This window comes from Stenotrophomonas sp. STEN054, assembly GCF_056854535.1.
The window spans coordinates 1-19,624 of the sequence record NZ_JBXFWG010000035.1; the positions used below are offsets into that span (position 1 = coordinate 1).

Annotated in this window: 17 protein-coding genes; 5 read left to right on the top strand and 12 right to left on the bottom strand. The window is 68.7% G+C overall.

Annotated features, from left to right (window positions below; genetic code table 11):
• Positions 1–389: 389 nt before the first annotated feature.
• Both AC1VXD_RS13975 and AC1VXD_RS13980 read right to left on the bottom strand, forming a co-directional pair.
• Positions 390–1,043 (bottom strand): response regulator, encoded by a 654-nt coding sequence (locus AC1VXD_RS13975; protein ID WP_406235935.1) that lies wholly within the window; start codon positions 1,041–1,043, stop codon positions 390–392.
• Positions 1,036–4,062, bottom strand: coding sequence for a sensor histidine kinase (locus tag AC1VXD_RS13980; RefSeq protein ID WP_482992537.1), 3,027 nt, complete (start codon positions 4,060–4,062; stop codon positions 1,036–1,038). The genes AC1VXD_RS13975 and AC1VXD_RS13980 overlap by 8 nt, the downstream gene beginning before the upstream one ends.
• Before the next feature lie 352 nt (positions 4,063–4,414).
• Between AC1VXD_RS13980 and AC1VXD_RS13985 the strand changes: the two genes are divergently transcribed.
• From AC1VXD_RS13985 to AC1VXD_RS14000, 4 genes are all read left to right on the top strand, one after another.
• Positions 4,415–4,849, top strand: a complete 435-nt coding sequence (locus AC1VXD_RS13985; protein ID WP_482992538.1) for a helix-turn-helix transcriptional regulator — start codon at positions 4,415–4,417, stop codon at positions 4,847–4,849.
• Positions 4,846–5,502 (top strand): hydrolase, encoded by a 657-nt coding sequence (locus tag AC1VXD_RS13990; RefSeq protein WP_482992539.1) that lies wholly within the window; start codon positions 4,846–4,848, stop codon positions 5,500–5,502. Before AC1VXD_RS13985 ends, AC1VXD_RS13990 begins: the two co-directional genes overlap by 4 nt.
• 2 nt (positions 5,503–5,504) lie before the next feature.
• Complete coding sequence (locus AC1VXD_RS13995) at positions 5,505–5,930, top strand: DoxX family protein (RefSeq protein ID WP_482992540.1); 426 nt, start codon at positions 5,505–5,507, stop codon at positions 5,928–5,930.
• 119 nt (positions 5,931–6,049) lie between these two features.
• Positions 6,050–7,897, top strand: a complete 1,848-nt coding sequence (locus AC1VXD_RS14000) for an amidohydrolase (RefSeq protein WP_482992565.1) — start codon at positions 6,050–6,052, stop codon at positions 7,895–7,897.
• 48 nt (positions 7,898–7,945) lie between these two features.
• On the opposite strand, the gene AC1VXD_RS14005 is transcribed toward AC1VXD_RS14000, so the two are convergent.
• Positions 7,946–8,770, bottom strand: a complete 825-nt coding sequence (locus AC1VXD_RS14005; RefSeq protein WP_482992541.1) for an alpha/beta fold hydrolase — start codon at positions 8,768–8,770, stop codon at positions 7,946–7,948.
• Between the two features lie 202 nt (positions 8,771–8,972).
• Here AC1VXD_RS14005 and AC1VXD_RS14010 point away from each other — a divergent pair, with 202 nt between their 5' ends.
• On the top strand, positions 8,973–9,383 hold the full coding sequence (locus AC1VXD_RS14010; protein ID WP_482992542.1) for a hypothetical protein: 411 nt from the start codon (positions 8,973–8,975) through the stop codon (positions 9,381–9,383).
• Between the two features lie 51 nt (positions 9,384–9,434).
• On the opposite strand, the gene AC1VXD_RS14015 is transcribed toward AC1VXD_RS14010, so the two are convergent.
• The 9 genes from AC1VXD_RS14015 to AC1VXD_RS14055 all read right to left on the bottom strand — a co-directional run bounded on the left by AC1VXD_RS14015 (position 9,435) and on the right by AC1VXD_RS14055 (position 19,610).
• A complete protein-coding gene (locus tag AC1VXD_RS14015; RefSeq protein ID WP_482992543.1) occupies positions 9,435–10,139 on the bottom strand; it encodes a DUF2968 domain-containing protein in 705 nt (234 codons plus the stop codon).
• A gap of 99 nt (positions 10,140–10,238) precedes the next feature.
• Positions 10,239–12,383: a TadG family pilus assembly protein gene (locus tag AC1VXD_RS14020; protein WP_482992544.1), complete on the bottom strand. Its 2,145-nt coding sequence runs from the start codon at positions 12,381–12,383 to the stop codon at positions 10,239–10,241.
• Between the two features lie 10 nt (positions 12,384–12,393).
• The gene (locus AC1VXD_RS14025) at positions 12,394–12,861 is read right to left on the bottom strand and encodes a DUF3613 domain-containing protein (protein WP_482992545.1); all 468 of its coding nucleotides are present in this window, start codon (positions 12,859–12,861) and stop codon (positions 12,394–12,396) included.
• Positions 12,858–13,739 (bottom strand): tetratricopeptide repeat protein, encoded by an 882-nt coding sequence (locus AC1VXD_RS14030; RefSeq protein WP_482992546.1) that lies wholly within the window; start codon positions 13,737–13,739, stop codon positions 12,858–12,860. The genes AC1VXD_RS14025 and AC1VXD_RS14030 overlap by 4 nt, the downstream gene beginning before the upstream one ends.
• A 5-nt stretch (positions 13,740–13,744) precedes the next feature.
• Complete coding sequence (locus AC1VXD_RS14035) at positions 13,745–14,674, bottom strand: type II secretion system F family protein (protein WP_482992547.1); 930 nt, start codon at positions 14,672–14,674, stop codon at positions 13,745–13,747.
• 28 nt (positions 14,675–14,702) lie between these two features.
• Positions 14,703–15,635, bottom strand: coding sequence for a type II secretion system F family protein (locus tag AC1VXD_RS14040; RefSeq protein WP_482992548.1), 933 nt, complete (start codon positions 15,633–15,635; stop codon positions 14,703–14,705).
• Position 15,636: 1 nt separating this feature from the next.
• A complete protein-coding gene (locus AC1VXD_RS14045; RefSeq protein WP_482992549.1) occupies positions 15,637–16,986 on the bottom strand; it encodes a TadA family conjugal transfer-associated ATPase in 1,350 nt (449 codons plus the stop codon).
• Positions 16,971–18,182, bottom strand: a complete 1,212-nt coding sequence (locus AC1VXD_RS14050; protein WP_482992550.1) for a CpaE/TadZ family protein — start codon at positions 18,180–18,182, stop codon at positions 16,971–16,973. Before AC1VXD_RS14050 ends, AC1VXD_RS14045 begins: the two co-directional genes overlap by 16 nt.
• Before the next feature lie 69 nt (positions 18,183–18,251).
• Complete coding sequence (locus AC1VXD_RS14055) at positions 18,252–19,610, bottom strand: type II and III secretion system protein family protein (RefSeq protein ID WP_482992551.1); 1,359 nt, start codon at positions 19,608–19,610, stop codon at positions 18,252–18,254.
• Positions 19,611–19,624 lie beyond the last annotated feature (14 nt).

Consider the following 19,624-nt stretch of genomic DNA (forward strand, 5'->3'; position numbering starts at 1 on the left):
GCCTGGATGACAGCGGTCACGATTGAAGGTGGGGGTTTTCTGCAGGGCTTGCAGCCCTGCACCTGCAGAGGCCGAAGCCGAAGCCGAAGGAAGATTAAGAGCGGCATTCCGGGGGATGGCGGGGTACTGTGGGTTTGCGGGGTGTGAGCCGCATGGGCCCGAGGCATGCCTCGGGCGGATTGGGCAGGACGCCCAACCCCGGTCTTGCCGTGTGCGCAGGACAGCGCACACGAGCAAGCGGCGACCAAGCCCCCATGGATGGGTTTGCGGCGTCCCCGCAAACCCACAGTGCCCCGCCATCCCCCGGAATGCCGCTCTTGATCTTCCTTCGGCTTCGGCTTCGGCCTCTGCAGGTGCAGGGCTGCAAGCCCTGCAGAAAACCCCCACCTTCAATCGTGACCGCTGTCATCCAGGCTGATGATCCCGCGCCGCAGCGCCTGCGTCACCGCATGCGTGCGGTCACCCACGCCCAGCTTGTCCATCAGGCTCTTCATGTGCGCCTTCACCGTCTGCTCGGAAATCTGCATCCGCTCACCGATGCGCTTGTTCGACAGGCCACCGGCAACGTGCCGCAGCACTTCCGTCTCGCGCGGCGACAGCCGGTCTTCCACCACGTGGGCGGCGATGCTCGCGGCCACCGCGGGTGGAATCGCGGCGCGGCGGCCACCGGCCACCGTGCGGATCGTGTCCACCAGTTCGTGGCGCAGCATATCCTTCAGCAGGTAGGCGCTCGCGCCGGCCTGCAGCGCACGTACCGCACGCACGTCGCCACGGTAGGTGGTCAGCACGATGATGCGTGCGCGCGGGTCCAGCGCACGGATCCGCACGATCGCTTCCACGCCATCCAGGCGCGGCATCTGCAGGTCCATCAGCACCACGTCCGGCTGCAGTTCCTGGTAGCGCGCGACGGCTTCTTCGCCATCGGCGGCTTCGCCCAGAAGGCGCAGGTCAGGTTGCGCGCCGAGCAGGGCGGCCAGGCCGTCGCGCAGCAGGGGATGGTCGTCGACCACCAGCACGCCGATCGGGGAAGAAGACTCAGTCATTGTGCTTTGCACTCCAGGGCCAGCGCCAACGTGGCGGCCGGCGGTGATACAGGCGCCGTGCGGGAACCGCCAGCGCGACTTCGGTGCCCAGGCCCGGGCGGGTCCACAGCTGCAGTTCCGCGCCCAGCCGCTGCGCGCGTTCGCGCATGCCCTGCAGGCCCCAGTGGCCATGGCCGGCATCATCGTCGGCAATGCCGACGCCGTCGTCGCGCACATGCAGCAGGAAGCAGCGGCTGCCGTAGGACAGCTCCACTTCGATGGCGTTGGCCTGGGCGTGGCGCAGGGCATTGCGGATCGCTTCGCGTCCGATCAGGAACACTTCCTCCACGGCATCGGGCCGCAGTGTCGGTGGCGTGCCTTCGACGGTCAGGCGCAGCGGGTTGGTGCCCTGGCCGGCGTACTCGGCATGCACGTCGGCCAGTGCGGTGGCCAGGTCGCGGCCGGCGAAGGGACCATCGCGCAGCGCATTGACCCGCTCGCGGCCCTCGGCGAGATTGCGCTCGGCCAGCTGCATTGCCGATTCCAGCTGAGTGCGCACGTTGTCCGGCGTCTGCGCCGACTGGCTGATCGCATGCAGGCGCAGGATCAACCCCTGGCTGCCCTGCAGCAGGGTGTCGTGCAGATCGCGGGCGATGCGCTCGCGCTCGCCATGGCGTTCCTGCAGGCGCGCGCGGAACAGTGCGGCCAGCTGTCCGCTGCGGATGCGCACGGCCACCATGAGCGCCACCAGTACCAGTGCCGCGCACAGCAGCTTGAACCAGATCGTCTGCACGAAGGTGGAGGCGATGCTGAAGCTGCGGCTGGCCGGCGCCGTGCTCCAGATGCCGTCTTCGTTGGCCGCTTCCACCTCAAAGCGGTACGTGCCCGGGGCGAGGTTGGTGTAGTAGGCACGCGTGATGCTGCCGGCGTCCTGCCAGCCTTCGTCCACGCCGGACAGCCGGTAGCGGTAGCGGTTGCGTTCCGGCCGGGCCAGCGACAGCGCCACGTAGTCGATCTGCAGCTGGGTAGTGCCGGCCGGCAGGCGCAGCCCTTCCTGCAGCGGAGCCTGGGTGGCGCCATACAGCACGTCGCCGATGCGCACACCCGGTGCCCGGGTGTTGGTGTGCGCAGCGTTGGTGTCCAGCCACGCCAGCCCCTGGTTGGTAGCCAGCCACAGCAGGCCGTCAGCGGCCAGCGCGGCGGTGGGAATCGGGCCGCTCTGCAGCGCGATGCCGGGCATGCCGTCGACTGCGTCGAACAGGCGCGGTGCCACCGGTTGATGGGTGAGCACGGCTGTACGCAGGGCGGTGCGGTCCAGCCGCACCAGCCCGCGGCTGCCATTGAGCCAGAGCCGCCCATGTGCGTCGGCGACCATGCCGGTGATGCCTTCCAGCACGCCCGCCATGTCCGTGCGCACCTCGCTGAAGTGACCGTCGCCGATGCGCGCGGCCAGCCCGGCTTCGCCGGCCACCAGCAGCATGTCCTGGTCCTGCAGCAGGGCCGTCACCGGTCCAACGGCCAGCCCCTGGCGGGTATCGAACGTCGCCACGCCGCGGTCGTCCATGCGCCGCAGCCGGCCATCGGCATAACCCAGCAGCACGGCGCCTTCGTTGGCCATCGCCATCGACGAACAGGCCTGTTCGGGCAGCCGCGGCTGGCGGTACCACTGCCCGTGCTGGTAGCGCAGGACGCCACGCTCGCCGACACACATCCAGGCGTCATCGTCGTTGTGGAACAGCAGCGCCTGCAGGGGCTGCCCGGTGTAGGGGGCCGGCAATGGAATGCGCGTGGCGTGGCCGCCGACGGTGCGGACCAGGTTGATCCAGTCGAACTGCCACAACGGTGTCGGCGCCTGGCGTGCGGCATCCTGCAGCTGCCAGGCGCTCCCGCCCAGCAATGTGCGGCGCAGGTCGTAGGGTTTCAGGTTCTCGCCATAGCCATACACGCGACCGTCGCTGGCGCGTACCAGCGAGCGATAGGGATCACTGGGGCCGGCTGCGAGGGTCTGCACGCTGCGCGCGCGGAAGCGGTTGAGGCCAAGGTTGGTGCCGACCCAGAGATTGCGTTCGCGATCCAGCAGGACCGGAACTGCCGACGTGGCGGTCAGGCCCTGCGGCGCATCAAAGCGCTCCATGCGCGTGGCCTGGTCGCCCTCGAAGGTGACCCTTGCCACGCCGCCATGCGGGCTCATCGTGGCCCACAGCGTGCCATCGGCGGTGAACTGCAGGCGCGCGGCGACGAGTTCGGGCAGGCGTCGCGCCTCGCGCTCGGCGGCAGGCAGCAGGCCGTGCGCGCTGGCCAGCGGCGAGGTGCCGCGAATGCGGTCGGCCAGCCAGATTTCGCCGCGCGGGCTTTCGGCCAAGGAGGCCATCTGCGAGACGGCGATGCCGGTGTCCTCGAACGCGCTGGCACCGGCGGGCCGTCGCCAGATCTTCAGGTCGGCCAGCACCCAGAACGTGCCCTGGCGATCATGCAGCAGCCACTGCACGCGTCGATCCGGCACGCCGCTGTCGCGGGGCAACGCGCGCCATTGCTGCCCATCGAACCAGCGCAGGCCACCGTTGATGGCCGCCCACAGTCGACCGTCGCGATCACGGCTGAAGTGCGGCACCACGCCGATCGGCACGCCCTCGGCGCGGCCGAAGCTGCGCAGGCGGCTGCCGGAGAGCTGGCTGATGCCGGCCTGGAAATAGCCGATCCACAGGCTATCGTCGGCATCCGTTGCCAGGGTGACCATGTTGGTGGAGGGAAACGAGCTGCCCGACGGCGCGGCCTGGCGCTCGAAACGGCGGCCGTCGAAGCGGTACAGGCCCGAGCCCGTCGCCAGCCACAGCATGCCCTGCGGGTCCTGGGCAATGTCCCAGATGTCGCCGGGCGCACCCTGTCCGACCCGCCACGCGGTGTGCTGGTAGCCGGGCATGCCGTCGGCCACGACCGGCCGCTGCTCGGCGAAGGCGGGCAGGGCGATCAGCAGCAGGCACGACAGCAGCGCCCGCAGGCGACGCAGCAAGGGGAGGGGGCGGCCACGCATGGGCAGCATTCTGGCAGGTGCGGGGCAGCCGAGGGTGACCCGAACGGGGTAGGCGCGGTGGCGGCGGGATCGGCTATCACGCCGGCCATGGAGTGGTGGAGGCCGAGGACGCAGCGTCTGTTCGTGATGTTTCCCGACCGTGGGCCCGGCCTGGGCCTGCTCTGGCTGCGGCTGTACCTGGCCGCTGCCCTGTGTGCGCCGGGATATTCTGGACTGCGTGGCAGTGTGGCTGAAGGGCGCGGCGGTGCCGCTGCTGGCACGTCGGCCTCCCCCGAACGGGTGAGTGGTGGCCTCGACGGACGGGGGTAGGGCATCGGTACCTGGCGGCCCACCATGGGGCACCCCGTCGCGGTGCTCTGTCATGGCTGAAGCTTCATCGCCCGTTGCTCCAGCCCCCGCGTTGGCGCCACACCAGGCTGCCGCCCTGCAGCGCGCATTGCACTACATCGATGCGCATCTGTCGCAGCCGCTGCGGGTGACGGAGCTGGCCGAGGTGGCCTGCGTGAGCCGTTTCCATCTGGTGCGGCTGTTCCGCACCGGTACCGGCGCCAGCCCGCTGCGCTACCTGCGCCGTCGTCGCATCGAACGCGCGCGGCAACTGCTGCCGGCCGGCGACCAGCCGATGTCCCGCCTGGCCCAGCATCTGGGCTTCTTCGACCAGAGCCATTTCGTCCGCAGCTTCCGTGCCGAGACCGGCTGCAGCCCCGGCCAGTACCTGGCCGGTGATGCCGCCCTGCACATACCCGCTGTCCACCCCGCTTCTGTTGCCCCGCCCACTTCTGGAACCCACCCATGACCACTGCCACCGCCACGCCTGCCAAGGGCCTGCTTTCCCCGACCGACCATGCCCTGGTGCTGATCGACTTCCAGTCGCAGATGGCGTTTGCCACCCACACCATCGACATCTCCGCGCTGCGCAACAACGTCTCGCTGATCAGCAAGGGTGCCAGGGGCTTCAACGTGCCGGTGGTGCTCACCACCGTCGCCGAGACGTCGTTCTCCGGCCCGATGTTCCCGGAGCTGCCGGAGATCTTCGCTGGCCAGGCCGTGTTCGACCGCACCTCGATGAATACCTGGGAAGACCAGCCGGTGATCGATGAGATCAACCGCATCGGCAAGCAGCGCCTTGTGCTGGCAGGCCTGTGGACCAGCGTGTGCATCGTCGGCCCGACCCTGTCGGCGCTGGAGCAGGGCTTTGAGGTCTACGTGATCACCGATGCCTGCGGCGATGTCAGTGATGAGGCACATGAGCGTGCGATCACCCGCATGGTGCAGGCGGGCGCGCGCCCGATCACCAGCGTGCAGTACCTGCTGGAACTGCAGCGTGACTGGGCCCGTGGCGAGACCTACGGCCTGACCACCGGCATCGCCCGTGACCATGCCGGCGGCTACGGCATCGGCATCCAGTACGCCAAGACCATGTTCGGCGCACAGGAAGGCGGCCACTGAGCATGGGCAACGGGCATGGCCTCGACCTGGCCCTGCTGATGCTGCGCGTGGCAGGGGGAGGTTTCCTGCTGCCACACGCGCTGGGCAAGCTGTTTGGCTGGTTTGGCGGCCCGGGCCTGGCTGGTTTTGCCGGCGAACTGCGCGGCTTCGGTTTGCCGGCGGTGGCGCCGCTGCCGCTGCTGCTGGCCCTGTTGCAGGTAGCCTCCGGGGTGGCCGTGCTGTTGGGCTGGCAGACCCGCATTGCCGCACTGGCCGCGGCCGCGTTCATTGCCTTCACCGCGCTGCTGGCCCTGCCCAAGGGCTGGTTCTGGATGCGCGGTGGCACCGAGTACCCGCTGATGTGGACGCTGGCCCTGCTGGCGATCGCGTTGGCCGGGCCGGGCGCCTGGGCGCTGGATGGCCTGGCCCTGCCTGAAGACATCGCATGAGTTCCTCCCCCCTCGACCACGGCCGACGCAACGTCGTGCTGGCCAGCGGCGCCGCGATGGCGCTGGGGCTGGCCGGCGGTGCCGCCGCGGCCATCGAAACCCTTCCCAAGGAGCGCCGCATGAGCACGCTGGTCATCAGAAACGCCCGCGTCACCACCCTTGATCCGCAGCAGCCGCACGCGCAGGCACTGGCGGTTCAGAACGGCCGCATCGCCGCGGTCGGCAGCGACGAGCAGATCATGCGCGAATGGGGCAACGAGGCCACCATCATTGATGCACAGGGCCGCCGCATCGTGCCCGGCCTCAACGACAGCCATACCCACCTGATCCGCGGTGGCCTCAACTACAACCTGGAACTGCGCTGGGATGGGCTGCGTTCGCTGGCCGATGCGATGGCCATGCTGAGGGCGCAGGTCGACCGCACCCCGGCACCGCAATGGGTGCGCGTGGTCGGTGGCTTCACCGCAACGCAGTTCACCGAAAAGCGCCTGCCGACCCTGCACGAGCTCAACGACATCGCGCCGGACACGCCGGTGTTCCTGCTGCACCTGTACGACCGGGCGCTGCTGAACCGCGCCGCCCTGCGTGCCTGCGGCTACACCAAGGAGACGCAGGATCCGCCCGGTGGCCAGATCGTGCGCGACTCGCTGGGCAACCCGACCGGCCTGCTGCTGGCCAAGCCCAATGCGCTGATCCTGTACGCGACGCTGGCCAAGGGCCCGCGCCTGCCGATCGAGTACCAGGCCAACTCCACGCGCCACTTCATGCGTGAGTTGAACCGCTTGGGCATCACCTCGGTGATCGATGCCGGTGGCGGCTTCCAGAACTACCCGGAGGACTACCAGGTCATCGAGCAGCTGCACCGCGACGAGCAGCTGACCGTGCGCATCGCCTACAACCTGTTCACCCAGAACAAGGGCAACGAGGTCAACGATTTCCGTGGCTGGAGCGAGATCCTGCAACCGCGCCAGGGCGATGACCTGCTTCGCCACAACGGTGCCGGCGAAATGCTGGTGTTCTCCGCCGCTGACTTCGAGCTGTTCAACGAGCCGCGGCCGGAATTGCCGCCGGAGCTGGAGCCTGAGCTGCACGACGTGGTGAAGCTGCTGGTGGAAAAGCGTTGGCCGTTCCGCATCCACGCCACCTACGACGAGAGCATCACCCGCATCCTGGATGTCTACGAGCAGGTGAACCGCGAGGTGCCGTTCGATGGCCTGCATTGGTTCATCGACCATGCCGAAACCATCACCCCGCGCAATATCGAACGCATCCGTGCACTGGGAGGCGGCATCGCCGTGCAGCATCGCATGGCTTACCAGGGCGAGGCCTTCGTCGAGCGCTATGGCGTGCAGGCCGCGCGGCATACGCCGCCGGTCAAGCGCATGCTGGCCGAGGGCGTGCCGGTCGGTGCCGGTACCGATGCGACCCGCGTGGCCAGTTACAACCCGTGGGTGGCGCTGTCCTGGCTGGTGACCGGGCGCACGGTCGGTGGCCTGGCCCTGTATGGCGGCGAGAACCTGCTGGAACGCGAACAGGCACTGCGCCTGTGGACCCAGGGCAGCGCGTGGTTCTCCGGCGACGAAGCGGTGAAGGGCACGCTGAAGCAGGGCCAGCTGGCCGACTTCATCCTGCTGTCGTCTGATTTCTTCCGCGTCGATGATGCGCGGATCGCCGACATCACCAGCCTGCTGACCGTGGTCGGTGGCCGCATCGTGCACGCCGACGGCGACTATGCCGGCCTGGCACCGCAGCTCCCGCCGGCAATGCCGGACTGGTCGCCGGTGAACACGTTTGGTGGCTACCACGTTGGCGGCACCGCCACCGGCCTGGCTGCGGCGCACCACCACCACCACCGTGTGGCCTGCGGTACCCACGGTGCCCACGGCCATGCCGCGCAGCACGCGGCACCGACCGATGACCTGACCGCGTTCTGGGGCGCGATGGGCTGCTCCTGCTTCGCGTTCTGAGCAGGGAAAAAGGGGGACGGCGGCGCTTTGGGGCGCCGCCGCGTTGCATCACTTGCGTGCGAACGCCAGCAGGTCGGCGTTGAACTGGTCGGCGTGGGTGATGGTCAGGCCGTGCGGGGCACCGGCGTAGACCTTCAGTTCGGCATCCTTGATGATCTGCGAGGACAGCTTGGCCGACGCATCGAACGGCACGATCTGGTCGTCATCGCCATGCACGACCAGGGCCGGCACGTCGATCTTCTTCAGGTCTTCGGTGTAGTCCACTTCCGAGAACTCGTGCACGCAGTCGTACTGGCCCTTGACGCCGCCCAGCATGCCCTGCAGCCAGAACGAATCGCGCATGCCCTGGGTGACGCTGTTGCCATCACGGTTGGCGCCGAAGAACGGTGCCGTCAGGTCCTTGAAGAACTGCGAACGATCACCGCCGGTGCCCTTGCGGATGCCGTCGAACACTTCCAGCGGGGTCCCGGCCGGGTTGGCCTCGGTCTTCAGCATCAGCGGCGGTACGGCGCCGACCAGCACCACCTTGGCCATGCGCTTGCTGCCGTGGCGGCCGACGTAGTGGGCCACTTCACCACCACCGGTGGAATGGCCGACCAGGATCGCGTCCTTCAGGTCGAGGGCATCGAGCACCGCGGCCAGATCGTCGGCGTAGGTGTCCATGTTGTTGCCGTCCCAGGTCTGGCTGGAGCGGCCATGGCTGCGGCGGTCATGGGCGATGACGCGGTAGCCGTTCTGGCCCATGAACAGCATCTGCGGATCCCACGCATCCGACGACAGCGGCCAGCCATGGGCGAACACGATCGGCTGGCCAGTGCCCCAGTCCTTGTAGAAGATGCGGGCGCCATCTTTGACGGTAACGAAGTTGCTCATTGCAGGTTCCTTTGGCGGTAGGGGAATCACGCCGGCGGTGACGCTGCCGGCGTACCGGCAGTACAGCGCAGGATCCGCCGCGCGGCTTGCACGCCTGTGTCCGATGGATGGCAGGCGGACAGAGACGGGGACGACGCATTCCGCTCTGGCGGCAGTCGGTCGGTGCTGGCCACGATGCCCGTTCTGCTACGGAGGATGCGGCATGAAGAGGATGCTGTCGGGGGCGATCGCGGGTTGGCTGCTGGCCGGTGCCGCGCTGGCCCAGACCCATGTCTACAAATGCGTGGACGGGCCGCACCCGGTCTACCAGCAGACGCCGTGCCAGGGCCGGGCGGAATGGCGCTGGGACGTGCCGGCCGAGGCGGCGCAGGCACGAGGCAAGGGTGAGTCGAAGCCCGCGCGCCCGGCGCAGGCGGGTGCGCCGAAGTCCAATGTGCGGCGTGGCCGCCGTGGTCAGGCCGAGGGCGCGCTGATCACCCTCGCGCGTGATCCGGCCGGCTGCGAGCAGGCACGCCGCGAGCAGGCGCGGAAGATGACGCGTGCGCGTCGGCTGGACTACCAGCAGCGGCGGCAGCTGGATGACGCCCTGCGCCTGGCCTGCCAGTCCCCCTGAAACAGCAACGGCACCCGAAGGTGCCGTCGCGTGTGGTGCAGTGCCACGACGTCAGTTGCCGTCGCTGGCGGCCGCCGGCACAGCGGAAGCTTCCGCCTTCGGCAGGCTGAGCTCCGGATTGCCCTGTTCGGCCTGCAGGATCTGGATGCGGCGCTGCAGGGCGTCCAGCTGGTTGTTGGTGCTCTGCACATCGGTGCTCAGGCTGACCGCCTGCTGCTGGGCCTGCTGCAGGGACGCGCTGACCTGGGCCGACTGTGCCTGCTGCTGCTCCATTTCCTGCTGCAGGGTGCGCAGGCGTTCTTCGTTGTACGACACCAGGCGCTCGGTGTAGCGCTTGCCTGCTTCCAGGCGGGTGGTGTCGATGTAGACCTGGGCCAGCTGCTCGGTCTGCTGCACGAAGGTGCGGTAGACGCGCTCGGCGTTGTCGACGGCATCGGTCTTGATGACGCGCCAGAAGTTCTTTTCCTGGAACAGCGCCACGTAGTAGGTCAGGGTGCTGGCGTTGAACAGCAGGCTGGCGCCGTAGTTGCCGTTGTAGGTGGTACGCAGCTCGGTCAGCTGGTTGCCATCCATCAACTGCTTGAGTTCGTCCACCGTATTGCGCACCACCGGCCCGCTGCGGACCGGTTCGGCCGCCGCTTCGCGATCGCCGCGCGCCGCCAGTGCCGACGGTGCGACCAGGATCATGGCCATGGCCAGCAGTGCCGCGCCGCGCGGGTACCGGGCGAAGACGGTGCCCCCTGAAGTTTCTCGCATGTCTAGACCATCCACGAATGAAGTGTGGTTGAAATGGATGTGGTTCCCCGCGGCGAGTCTAGCATGGGTGCAGCAGACGCCAACCGCACTGGACCGCACTCAATACACCAGCTGGGCGGCATTGCACTGGATCGACTGCATGCTGACGTCGGTCCGGCCAAGTTCCAGGCCCAGCAGGTCGGCCAGCAGGTTGGTCAGCAGCGCGCCGACGCTGTTGAGCACTGGCTTGAGGATGTCCAGGATCGGCGTGAGCACCATGCACAGCAGGCCTGAGCAGCTGACGTTGTTGCCAGGGGCGGTGACCCCGCCGCCGGCACTCGGGTCGTTGAATCCGCCGGGCCTGGTCTGGATGTAGGACGCCAGGTTGTCGCGGACGCAGGTGTTGTAGCTGACCAGATTGCTGATCAGGCTGTCACAGCGGTTGATCAGCAGGCCGCCGAGCAGCGCGCCGAGGGCACCATCAAGCAGACCAAGGCCCTGGCCGGTCACTGCAGTGCGGTATCCCGTCCACACCGAACCGTCATCCCAGCAGGTTGTCAGGCCCAGCAGGCAGAGACGGGGAACACCTTTGCTGACGGTCCAGTCGCCCAGCGGTGCGAGGTTCTGCGCGGCATTGCCATCGCGCAGCAGCGGAATGACGTTGTCGACGTTGTAGCGGCCACCCGCGGGGTGCGCGGCGGTCAGGTAGCGGTCGGCCAGTGCGGTGGCGGCCTGCTTGGGGTCGCTTGCCGGGCCGCGCAGCATGCCGGACAGCACGCGCAGCAGCTCAGTGACCAGGCCTGACACCGTATCGCCCAGCGCCAGCGGATTGATCCGCGTGGAGCCGGTCTGGCCCGCGGCCAGGGTCAGGTTCTGGCTGTCGGTCAGTGCCCCCAGCGTGATCTTGTTGTTGATCATTGGCTGGCCGAGCAGGGTCAGCAGCTGTGCGTTCTGCAGTGTCGCATCGCAGACATTGCTCTTGGAGAACAGATCGGCGGCATTGACGGCGCCGACGCAGGCCCGCAACACCGACGAATCGACCTTGACCGTGGCGGTCGGCGGCGTGGCGCCGCACTGGATCGCGGTCAGCGTACCCATCGCATTGGTGACATCGACGTGCAGCGGCAGGTGCAGGCGCGTACCCAGCAGTGACAGCAGTGCGCCGATCGCGGGCACGCGGTTGCTGTCGACGTCCACCATCAACCGTACCTGCGCGTTGTAGGCGCGCGCACCGATGCCGCCGATGGCGATGGACGGCGGCTCGATCACGCCGGCCTTGGCGTCGATGCCGAGCAGGTTGAGCCCGCGGACCTGCAGGCCATTGCTGTCGTTGGCGATGGAAATGCCGGTATTGAGCAGGTCCAGCACGTTGATCTTCGATTCCAGCGCGCTGCCGATGGTTCCATCCGGCGCGATCACTTCGGCGAACAGGCCGCCACCGCCGGTCTCACTGCCGAGGGTGATGTTGGCCTGGTTGATGTCCAGGCCGGTCGACACCAGGCTGCCCAGCGCGCGCAGCTGCGCGGCGGCCACGCTGTCACGCCCGAGCACGACGGCGGTGGCATCGATCAGTTTCGCCAGCGAGATCTTGTTGACCGACAGCAGGCGGTTGAAATCGGCCACGCTCAGGTTGGCCTCCACCGGGATGCCCAGCGCCTTGAGCAGGCCCGACGGAGTCACGCTGGCCTGGGCCAGGCCGTCGTAGGACAGCACGGTGGCGTTGCTCGCATCCAGGCCTACCAGGCGCAGGGTGGACATCAGCGGTGAGTTGCCATTGGTACGCAGCAGCTGCGAGCCCACGCTGAACACCGCCGACGGCGCGGTGCGCTTGGCCACGGCCTGGGCGCTGACCGTCGGCAGCTGCGCATTGATGCCGAAGAACGGCAGCACGCTGCGATACGCCACCACCTTCACCGCGTTGCGCGGGTTCTCCGCGCTGACGGTGGCGAGGAAGTGATCGGCGCTGGCCTGGTTGGGGTTCCAGTTGCCGCAGCTCACCTCAAGCTGGCCACCAAAGCCATTTTCCTGCAGTGCGTTGTGGCGGGCGGCGGCGTTGTCGGTGTTGCCGGGCGTGCACAGGTCCAGACGCTGCGCGCCCGCCAGCGCGGCCAGATCGGCCACCTTCTGCGCATCGCGCTTGGCCCAGAGCAGGTAGCCGACTTCCACCAGGCCGAGCATCGTCACCAGCGAGACCAGCACCAGCATCATGGTGACCGACATGCCACCTCGTTGGTGGAAGGCGAGGGTGCGCGGCGCACGGCTCATCGTCGAATCCTCAGCGGCCGGAGCCGGACGCGCCGGAAGCGGGCGTGACATCGGTTTCGAAGAACTCCGGAATTTCGTGCTCGAAGCTCTTCAGGTAGCGCGCATAGCTGGCCGTGGCCTGGTCGCCGAGGATCGGCAGGCGGGCGCCTGCCTGGGCACCCGAGGCCTGCAGTTGGAACAGGTGGCGCACGGTCGCGCCGTTGCCTGTCGGCACCAGGGTGGCCGGCGGTGCGGCCTGGGTGCTGACGGCGGAGGCGGTCGTCGCGACCGCAGGTGCGGTGAGATCCACGGTGGGCCGCTGCTGGGCCGGCGCCGACGGCGGCGCGTGCACAGGGGCCAGCGCAGCGGGCAGGGGGCCGCCCATCATATGGCCGGTAAGTGGCGTCTGCGGCGACTGTGCGGCGCTGGCCGAAGCCCACAGCAGGCACGTAGTGGCCAGGGCCATGCGGGAACGGAACAGGAGAATGGAAGCGGTCATGGCGTGTTCCCGGTGGAGTGGTCGGCACTGCCGAAGCGTTCGAGCATGGTCGGAGCCAAGCGCGGGACGAGGCGGTCGTCGCGCTCGGCGCGTGGGGTTTCGGCGGCGATCTGGCCGCGCACTGCCGCGCGGGTCGGCATTGCGGTGCGTGCTGCAGCGACGGGGGCGGTGGCCGGCGCGCTGCGTGCGGCGTCACGCTGCTGCCAGCGTGCGCGGATCTGCTGCGCCTGCTCGCTGATGCTGCGCTGTACGTCCGGGCTGAGCTGGGCCTGCGTCGCCAGCCGCTCGGCCGTGGCCGCATCGCCGCGCAGCACGGCCCACAGCGTCAGGTTGGCGGTGGCCTTGGCATTGCCCGGCTGCAGCTCCAGCGCCTTGGCCAGCGGTTCGCGTGCCTGCTCCAGCTGGCCGGCACGCAGGCGCGCGTAGCCCAGGTCGCCGAGGTAGTCGGTGTTCAACGGCTGCAGGCGGGTAGCGCGCGCCAGCGCCAGTTCGCTGGCAGCATCATCGTTGCGGCGCGCTGCGATCAGGCCAAGGCCATGCGCGGCGGCCGCGGCCTGGGCGCCGGAATCGAGGCTGCGATAGATATCGGCGGCCGCGTCGGCCTGGCCGGTCTCGCGCAGGGCGTCGGCCTGCAGCAGGCGCAAAGCGGGTGCGTCGCCGAAGCGCTGCCGATAGGCGTCGGCATGGGCCAGCGAGGCAAACCACGCGCCCTGCTGCTGCATGCGCGCGATCAATTCCAGGTAGGTGTTGCGGCTGTCCTGCGGCGACGGCGTAGGCTCGGCCAGGCTGGGCCCCTGGCGATAGGTCGGGGTGGTCGAAGCGCAGCCGGCGAGCACGGCCAGGGCGCACAGCAGACAGGCGGGGCGAAGCGCAGGCATGAGGTTCATCCCATCTTGGTCAAGGTATTGGCCAGCGCCACCAGCGCAGGGCCGGCAAGCACAAGCATCAGTGCCGGCAGCAGGGTCAGCATCATCACCACGGTCATCTTCACTGAGAGCTTGCCGACCTTTTCCTTCAGCGTGTTGCGGCGCTGCTCGCGCAGGCGCACGCTGAACTGCCGCAGCGGTTCCTGCACCGCGCCGCCATGCGCATGCACCTGCAGGATCAGCTGCACGAGGCTGGACAGGTCGTCATCGCCATAGACCTCGCTGAGGCGACGCAGCGACTGCGCGCGCGTGCGGCCGAGCGAATAGGCGGTGTTTGCTTCCTTGATCTCGCGACCCAGCACGGGCAGCGCATCGGGCAGCTTGTCACCCAGCGTCTGCAGGCTCTGGTCCATGCTGAAGCCCACGCCCTGCAGCAGGCGCAGCAGGTCGATCAGCAGTGGCAATTCGTTGGACACCGCACGGCGCCGCCGCGACACCCAGCTGGACAGCGCGAACTTCGGCAGCAGCAGTCCCGCCGCCAGCGCAGCGATGACCACCATCAGGCGTGACACGCCGGTGGCATCGCTCATTGCCAGTGCGGCCACCAGCACCAGGACGGCGAGCATCAGGCGCAGGGCGAGGTAGATGGCGGTGCCACGTCGCGTGTTCCAGCCGGCGAGGTCGAGCAGCAGCCGGTCCTCACTGGCCAGCAGCGCCGCTTCCAGGCGGCCGCCGGCAAATACCTGGCCGAGCTGCTGCAGCCAGCCGAAGGCGTCGCGCGCAGGCGCGGGCTCCGGCGGTGCGGCATCACGCGGGCGCAGTGCGGTCTGCAGGGTCGCAGAGGTGCGCGCTTCGCGGCTGCCACGCACCCACCCGCCGAGGCCGAGCAATGCCACGCCTGCGGCCAGTACCAGCAGGGCCAGCATCCACCAGGTGGCGGCGCTCATCGCAGGTCTCCCGGGTACAGATGCTTGGTCATAGCGAGCGCGCCAGTCTATACAGCAGGAAACCACCGACCAGCTCAAGGCCGAGGGCCATCAACAACACCTTGTGGCCCAGCGGGTCGTGCAGCACGGGCTGGAAGAAATCGGGACTGCTGATCGCCATCAGCACGGCGCAGGCTGGCGGCAGCAGGCCCAGCACCCAGGCCGACATCCGCGTTTCAGAGGTAGTCGCCGCCAGTTCCTGCTGCGCCTGCTCGAGGTCGCGCATGAAATCGCCCATGCGCTGCAGGATCTGGTCGGAACGTCCGCCGACGCGCACGCTGACGCCGACCACCACCGCAAGCACCTTGAGCACGTCCATCTGGTAGGGCTGCGCCGCCAGGCCCAGCGCACGGTCAAGGTCCATGCCGCTGCGCGCGTAGCGCACGGTGGTGTCAAGCATGCCGCGTAGCGGCGCGGTGGTCTGCACCGAAGCGGTCTGGAAGGCCATCTGCAGGCTGTTGCCGAGTGCGGTCAGGCGCACCAGGTTGTCGAGGAAATCCGGCAGCTGGTGCAGCAGGCGCGCACGCAGGCGGGTGGTGCGGCGGACGATCCACAGCCCGCAGCCGAGCAGGTACAGGCCCAGCGTGAGCGGGAACATCCACAGTGTACCCAGGCGCAGCACGGCGACGACGGAAAGCGCGATGCCCGGCGCGAGCAGCAGCAGCGGCAGTTTCCAGCCCGGGTCCAGGCCGGCGCGCTGCAGGAAGGCGTCCCAGGGGAGGGCGCGCCTGGCTGCGGCGGGCGCGGCACGCGCGGGATCGGTCGCTGGCAGCGGCGTGGTGCCACCGCGGCCGAGCTGCTGCTCGGCGTGCTGCAGCGAGCTCTGGCGCTGCTCGCGGCCGTGCGCGGCGCCCCACAGCCACACGGCCGCAGCCAGCAGCACGGCGACGATGCTCAGCAGCAGGAGCGCGGCGGTGCCCATTTCAGAAGTCTCCGTACAGCGACTCGCGCAGCTGCTGGCGGAACGGCTCCAGCTTGCGCGAATGCGGCTGGAAGCCGAGGCCGATCCAGCGGTTGACCTCCGCCCCGTTCGCGTCCACCTGCACTTCGTGGCGGAACATCTCCTGGGTGGTGATCAGGTTGTCGCTGACCCCGGTGATCTCCGTGATCGACACCAGCACGCGGCGGCCACTGGGCAGTCGCGCGATCTGCACGATGAAGTCGATCGCGCTGGCGATCTGCCGGCGCAGGCTGTCCTCGCTGCCCTGGAAGCCGGCAAAGCCGGCCAGCATCTCGATGCGGTACAGGCAGTCGCGCGGCGAGTTGGCGTGGATGGTGGCCATCGAACCGTCATGGCCGGTGTTCATCGCCTGCAGCATTTCCAGCACTTCGGCGCCACGCACCTCGCCGACCACGATGCGGTCCGGGCGCATGCGCAGGCTGTTGCGCACCAGATCGCGGATGCCGACCGCACCATGGCCGTCGGCACCGCCCACGCGGCTCTCCAGGCGCACCACGTGCGGATGGTTCAGTGACAGCTCGGCGGTGTCTTCCACGGTGATGACGCGCTCGGTTTCCGGCACGTAGCTGGTCAGCGCGTTCAGCAGTGAGGTCTTGCCCGAGCTGGTGCCACCGGAAACCAGGATGTTGCAGCGGCCCAGCACCATGGCCTTGATCAGCGCCTGCATCGGTCCGTCGAAGGTGCCCTTGGCCAGCAGCTCATCCGGGGTGAAGGGGTCCTTGCGGAACTTGCGGATGGACACCATCGGCCCGTCCACGGCCAACGGCGAGATGATGGCGTTGAGGCGGCCGCCGTTGGGCAGGCGTGCATCCACCATTGGATTGGAATCGTCCAGGCGGCGACCAATCGGGGCCAGGATGCGGCGCAGGATGCGCAGCAGGTGGGTGTCGTCGGTGAAGCGCTGGGTCGCGCGCCGCAGCACGCCGCCCTGCGAGACATGCACATCCTTGAAGCCGTTGATCAGGATGTCCTCGATCGTCGGATCGTGCAGCAGGTCATCCAGCGGGCCGAAACCGGTGAGCTCCTTCACCAGTCCCTGGGCGACCGCCTGCATCTCCTCCTCGTTGATCGGGATCCGCCATTCCTGGATGAAGCTGACGGTCTGCACCTGCACCCAGCGCGCGATGGTGTCCGGCGCCCAGGAGTCGATATCGATCCGCTCGTCTTCGATGCTGTTGAGCAGGTGCTCATGCGCGGCCGACAGCACCTTCTGGTACTGCTCCGTCTGCGCGAACGGCGGGTTGGCCGGTGCGCTGTCAGGCAGCACGGCGCGTGCCATGGCATTGGGAAACAGGGTCACTTTGTCTTCCATGGCGTTCCACCCAGGGCAAGGGCAAGTCTTTCCCGCAGGCCGGGCGGCAGGGCCGGGCCGGCGGCCGGGTCCAGTCGCGCCACCAGCGGGGCGAGGGCGCGCAGGTACGGATCGCGCGGGGCATCCTGCAGCAGCAGATGGCCGTGGCTGGCCGCGGCCCGCACGCGGGGGCGTTCGGGTAGGGTGGCCAGCAGCGGCAGTTCGAAGCGGCGTGCGATCTGTTCGGGGGCCAGGCCGCTGTGTTCGTCATGACGGTTGACCACCAGCTGAAGCCGGCTTTCGCGTTCACGCTGCCCGCTCAGGTGCTTGAGGGCATGGTCGAGCGAGACCAGGGTGGCGATGGCGGTGTCGGCCACCAGCCAGATTTCGTCGGCCTGTTCCAGCAGCAGCGGCGGCAACTGGCGCAGCGGGCAACCGCCGGCATCGCACAGCACACTGGTGAAGACCCCGCGCAGGCGCTGCAGCAGCGCGCCAGGATCGGACGGCGGCACCGCATCGCTGCCGCTGGCGCGATCGAGCAGGACCAGGCCGCTGGTGTGCCGGGCCATGGCAGTGCGTGCGAGGGTGGCGTCGATGCGACTGGCGTTGCGCAGCGCATCTTCGTAATGGAAGCGGCTGTCGAGGTTGAGGTACAGCGCGAGATCGCCCGCCGGCTGCGCCAGTTCCATCAGCAGGCCGTCGGTTCCCGTGGCATCGTCGCCTGCGTGGCTGCGCTGCTGCTGGGCGAGCACGGCCAGATGTGCGGCCAGGGTACTGGTGCCGACGCCGGCGCGCACGCCAAGCATCAGCACGAACCGCGCGCGGTGCGACGGTTGCGGGGAGGCGGCGGTGCGCGGCGAAAGCGCCCGGCGCAAGGCAGTCTCGATTGCGCCGTTGTCGCTGTCCAGGTCGAGCACATCGCGCAGCCCGGCGCGCAGGGCCATCACCACGCCTTCCACCTGGCCGGTGCCGGTGGCACCCACGGCCATCAGGTTCAGGTCGGGCTGGGTCTGCTGCAGCTGCTCGGCCAGCACGGTCGAAGACGCCGCGTACTCTGGTCGGAAGTCGAGCAGCACCAGGCTGTTGGCGCCCCGCTGCAGGTCCTGTGCCGAGGTCGGCTGTGTGCTGTCCTGCCAGTGCAGCACCGCCGATGCCGGCAGCCGCAGCGCCAGCCGCGGCAGCAGTTCACGATCAATGCCGTACAGGACCAGGTTCATCGCTGGTCCGGTGGCATGCAGTGGCTGGGCGGTGGCGTAGGGCATGGGCGTGGACTCGGCAGCATCGGGTCAGCGCGAGAAGCCTGGCACCGGGTCCTGGGTGACCGGGCCCAGCAGCCATGCACCCCATTCGGGCATGTGCGGGCGCGACTCGCGGTCGCCGGGCAGCGGCAGCTCGGTGTTGCGGGCCAGTGGCTGCACCAGGCGCGGGGTGACGATGATCACCAGCTCCTTGTCCTGGCGCTTGTAGTCCAGATTGCGGAAGAACGAGCCGATGATCGGCAGGTCGCCCAGCATCGGGATCTTGTTCACCGTGGACGCCACCGTTGAACTGACCAGCCCGCCGATGACGAAGCTTTCGCCGTCGCCCAGCTCGACCGTGGTGTCGGCGCGGCGCGTGCTGATCGAGGGGATCTGCACGCCGTTGAGGGCGATGGCGTTGGTGTAGTCAAGGTCACTGGCTTCCGGTGCCACCTTCAGCGCGATGCGGTTGGGCGACAGCACGGTGGGAGTGACGGTCAGGCCGATGCCGAACGGCTTGTAGGTGACAGTGGTGGTGCCCAGGCCCTGCGGCTCGAGGATCGGCAGCTCGCCGCCGGCCAGGAAGCTCGCGCTTTGGCCGGACAGTGCAACCAGGGTCGGCTCGGCCAGGACGCGGGCCATTCCGTTGCTCTGCAGCAGGTCGACGTCGGCATTCCACAGGCCCTTGGTCGAGCCGAACACCAGCCGGAATGCAGAGGAGATCGGCGACTCTGCTTCGTTGCTGTTGCCGCCTTCCGTCATTCCCGGCAGCACGCCGGTGTTGCCCGGCAGGATGCCGCCGGGGCGGGCGAAGCCATAGGCGAAGCCACCGTTGCGGTTCTGGAAGCTGATGCCGATCTGCTTCAGTGCGGTCTTGTTGAACTCGACCACCTTCACTTCCACCTGCACCACGCCACCACTGGCGATGGTGGAGGCGTCGGCCAGCATGCCGTCCTTGCCCAGGGCCATGGTCGCTGTCTTCTGCTCCTGCATGTGGCTCAGCATGCTGTCGCTGCTTCCCTGCAGCAGTCCCTGCTGATCCTGCTGGGTAAACACCAGGCCGTTGCGGCCGGCATCCGCGGCGCCCTGCACGGCGCTCTGCACGCGCACCTGCAGGCGCTGCGGCTCGGCCTGCTTCTTGTGCCACAGCAGCAGGGTGGTGGCGCCGGGCGCCTTGCCGACCAGAAGTGCCTGGCGCTGGCCGCGCAGCATCACCACGTCGGCCACGCCCGGATCGGCGATCGCCACCCGTTCAAGATCAGCCGGCAGCGTCCACGGACGCTGTTCGCGGGCCTGCAGCACCAGCTCATCTGCCGCCACGCCCGTGCCGGGTGCCAGCAGCACCAGCAGCAGGGCCAGCCAGCGTTGGCGCGCGGTCGGGCAGGGATGCGGGCGATGTGCGGTCATGGAAGGTCTCGGGG

Coding starts and splice junctions, on each gene's coding strand:
- AC1VXD_RS13975 (WP_406235935.1), bottom strand. CDS start 1,043: ATGACTGAGTCTTCTTCCCCGATCGGCGTGCTGGTGGTCGACGACCAT.
- AC1VXD_RS13980 (WP_482992537.1), bottom strand. CDS start 4,062: ATGCTGCCCATGCGTGGCCGCCCCCTCCCCTTGCTGCGTCGCCTGCGG.
- AC1VXD_RS13985 (WP_482992538.1), top strand. CDS start 4,415: ATGGCTGAAGCTTCATCGCCCGTTGCTCCAGCCCCCGCGTTGGCGCCA.
- AC1VXD_RS13990 (WP_482992539.1), top strand. CDS start 4,846: ATGACCACTGCCACCGCCACGCCTGCCAAGGGCCTGCTTTCCCCGACC.
- AC1VXD_RS13995 (WP_482992540.1), top strand. CDS start 5,505: ATGGGCAACGGGCATGGCCTCGACCTGGCCCTGCTGATGCTGCGCGTG.
- AC1VXD_RS14000 (WP_482992565.1), top strand. CDS start 6,050: ATGAGCACGCTGGTCATCAGAAACGCCCGCGTCACCACCCTTGATCCG.
- AC1VXD_RS14005 (WP_482992541.1), bottom strand. CDS start 8,770: ATGAGCAACTTCGTTACCGTCAAAGATGGCGCCCGCATCTTCTACAAG.
- AC1VXD_RS14010 (WP_482992542.1), top strand. CDS start 8,973: ATGAAGAGGATGCTGTCGGGGGCGATCGCGGGTTGGCTGCTGGCCGGT.
- AC1VXD_RS14015 (WP_482992543.1), bottom strand. CDS start 10,139: ATGCGAGAAACTTCAGGGGGCACCGTCTTCGCCCGGTACCCGCGCGGC.
- AC1VXD_RS14020 (WP_482992544.1), bottom strand. CDS start 12,383: ATGAGCCGTGCGCCGCGCACCCTCGCCTTCCACCAACGAGGTGGCATG.
- AC1VXD_RS14025 (WP_482992545.1), bottom strand. CDS start 12,861: ATGACCGCTTCCATTCTCCTGTTCCGTTCCCGCATGGCCCTGGCCACT.
- AC1VXD_RS14030 (WP_482992546.1), bottom strand. CDS start 13,739: ATGCCTGCGCTTCGCCCCGCCTGTCTGCTGTGCGCCCTGGCCGTGCTC.
- AC1VXD_RS14035 (WP_482992547.1), bottom strand. CDS start 14,674: ATGAGCGCCGCCACCTGGTGGATGCTGGCCCTGCTGGTACTGGCCGCA.
- AC1VXD_RS14040 (WP_482992548.1), bottom strand. CDS start 15,635: ATGGGCACCGCCGCGCTCCTGCTGCTGAGCATCGTCGCCGTGCTGCTG.
- AC1VXD_RS14045 (WP_482992549.1), bottom strand. CDS start 16,986: ATGGAAGACAAAGTGACCCTGTTTCCCAATGCCATGGCACGCGCCGTG.
- AC1VXD_RS14050 (WP_482992550.1), bottom strand. CDS start 18,182: ATGAACCTGGTCCTGTACGGCATTGATCGTGAACTGCTGCCGCGGCTG.
- AC1VXD_RS14055 (WP_482992551.1), bottom strand. CDS start 19,610: ATGACCGCACATCGCCCGCATCCCTGCCCGACCGCGCGCCAACGCTGG.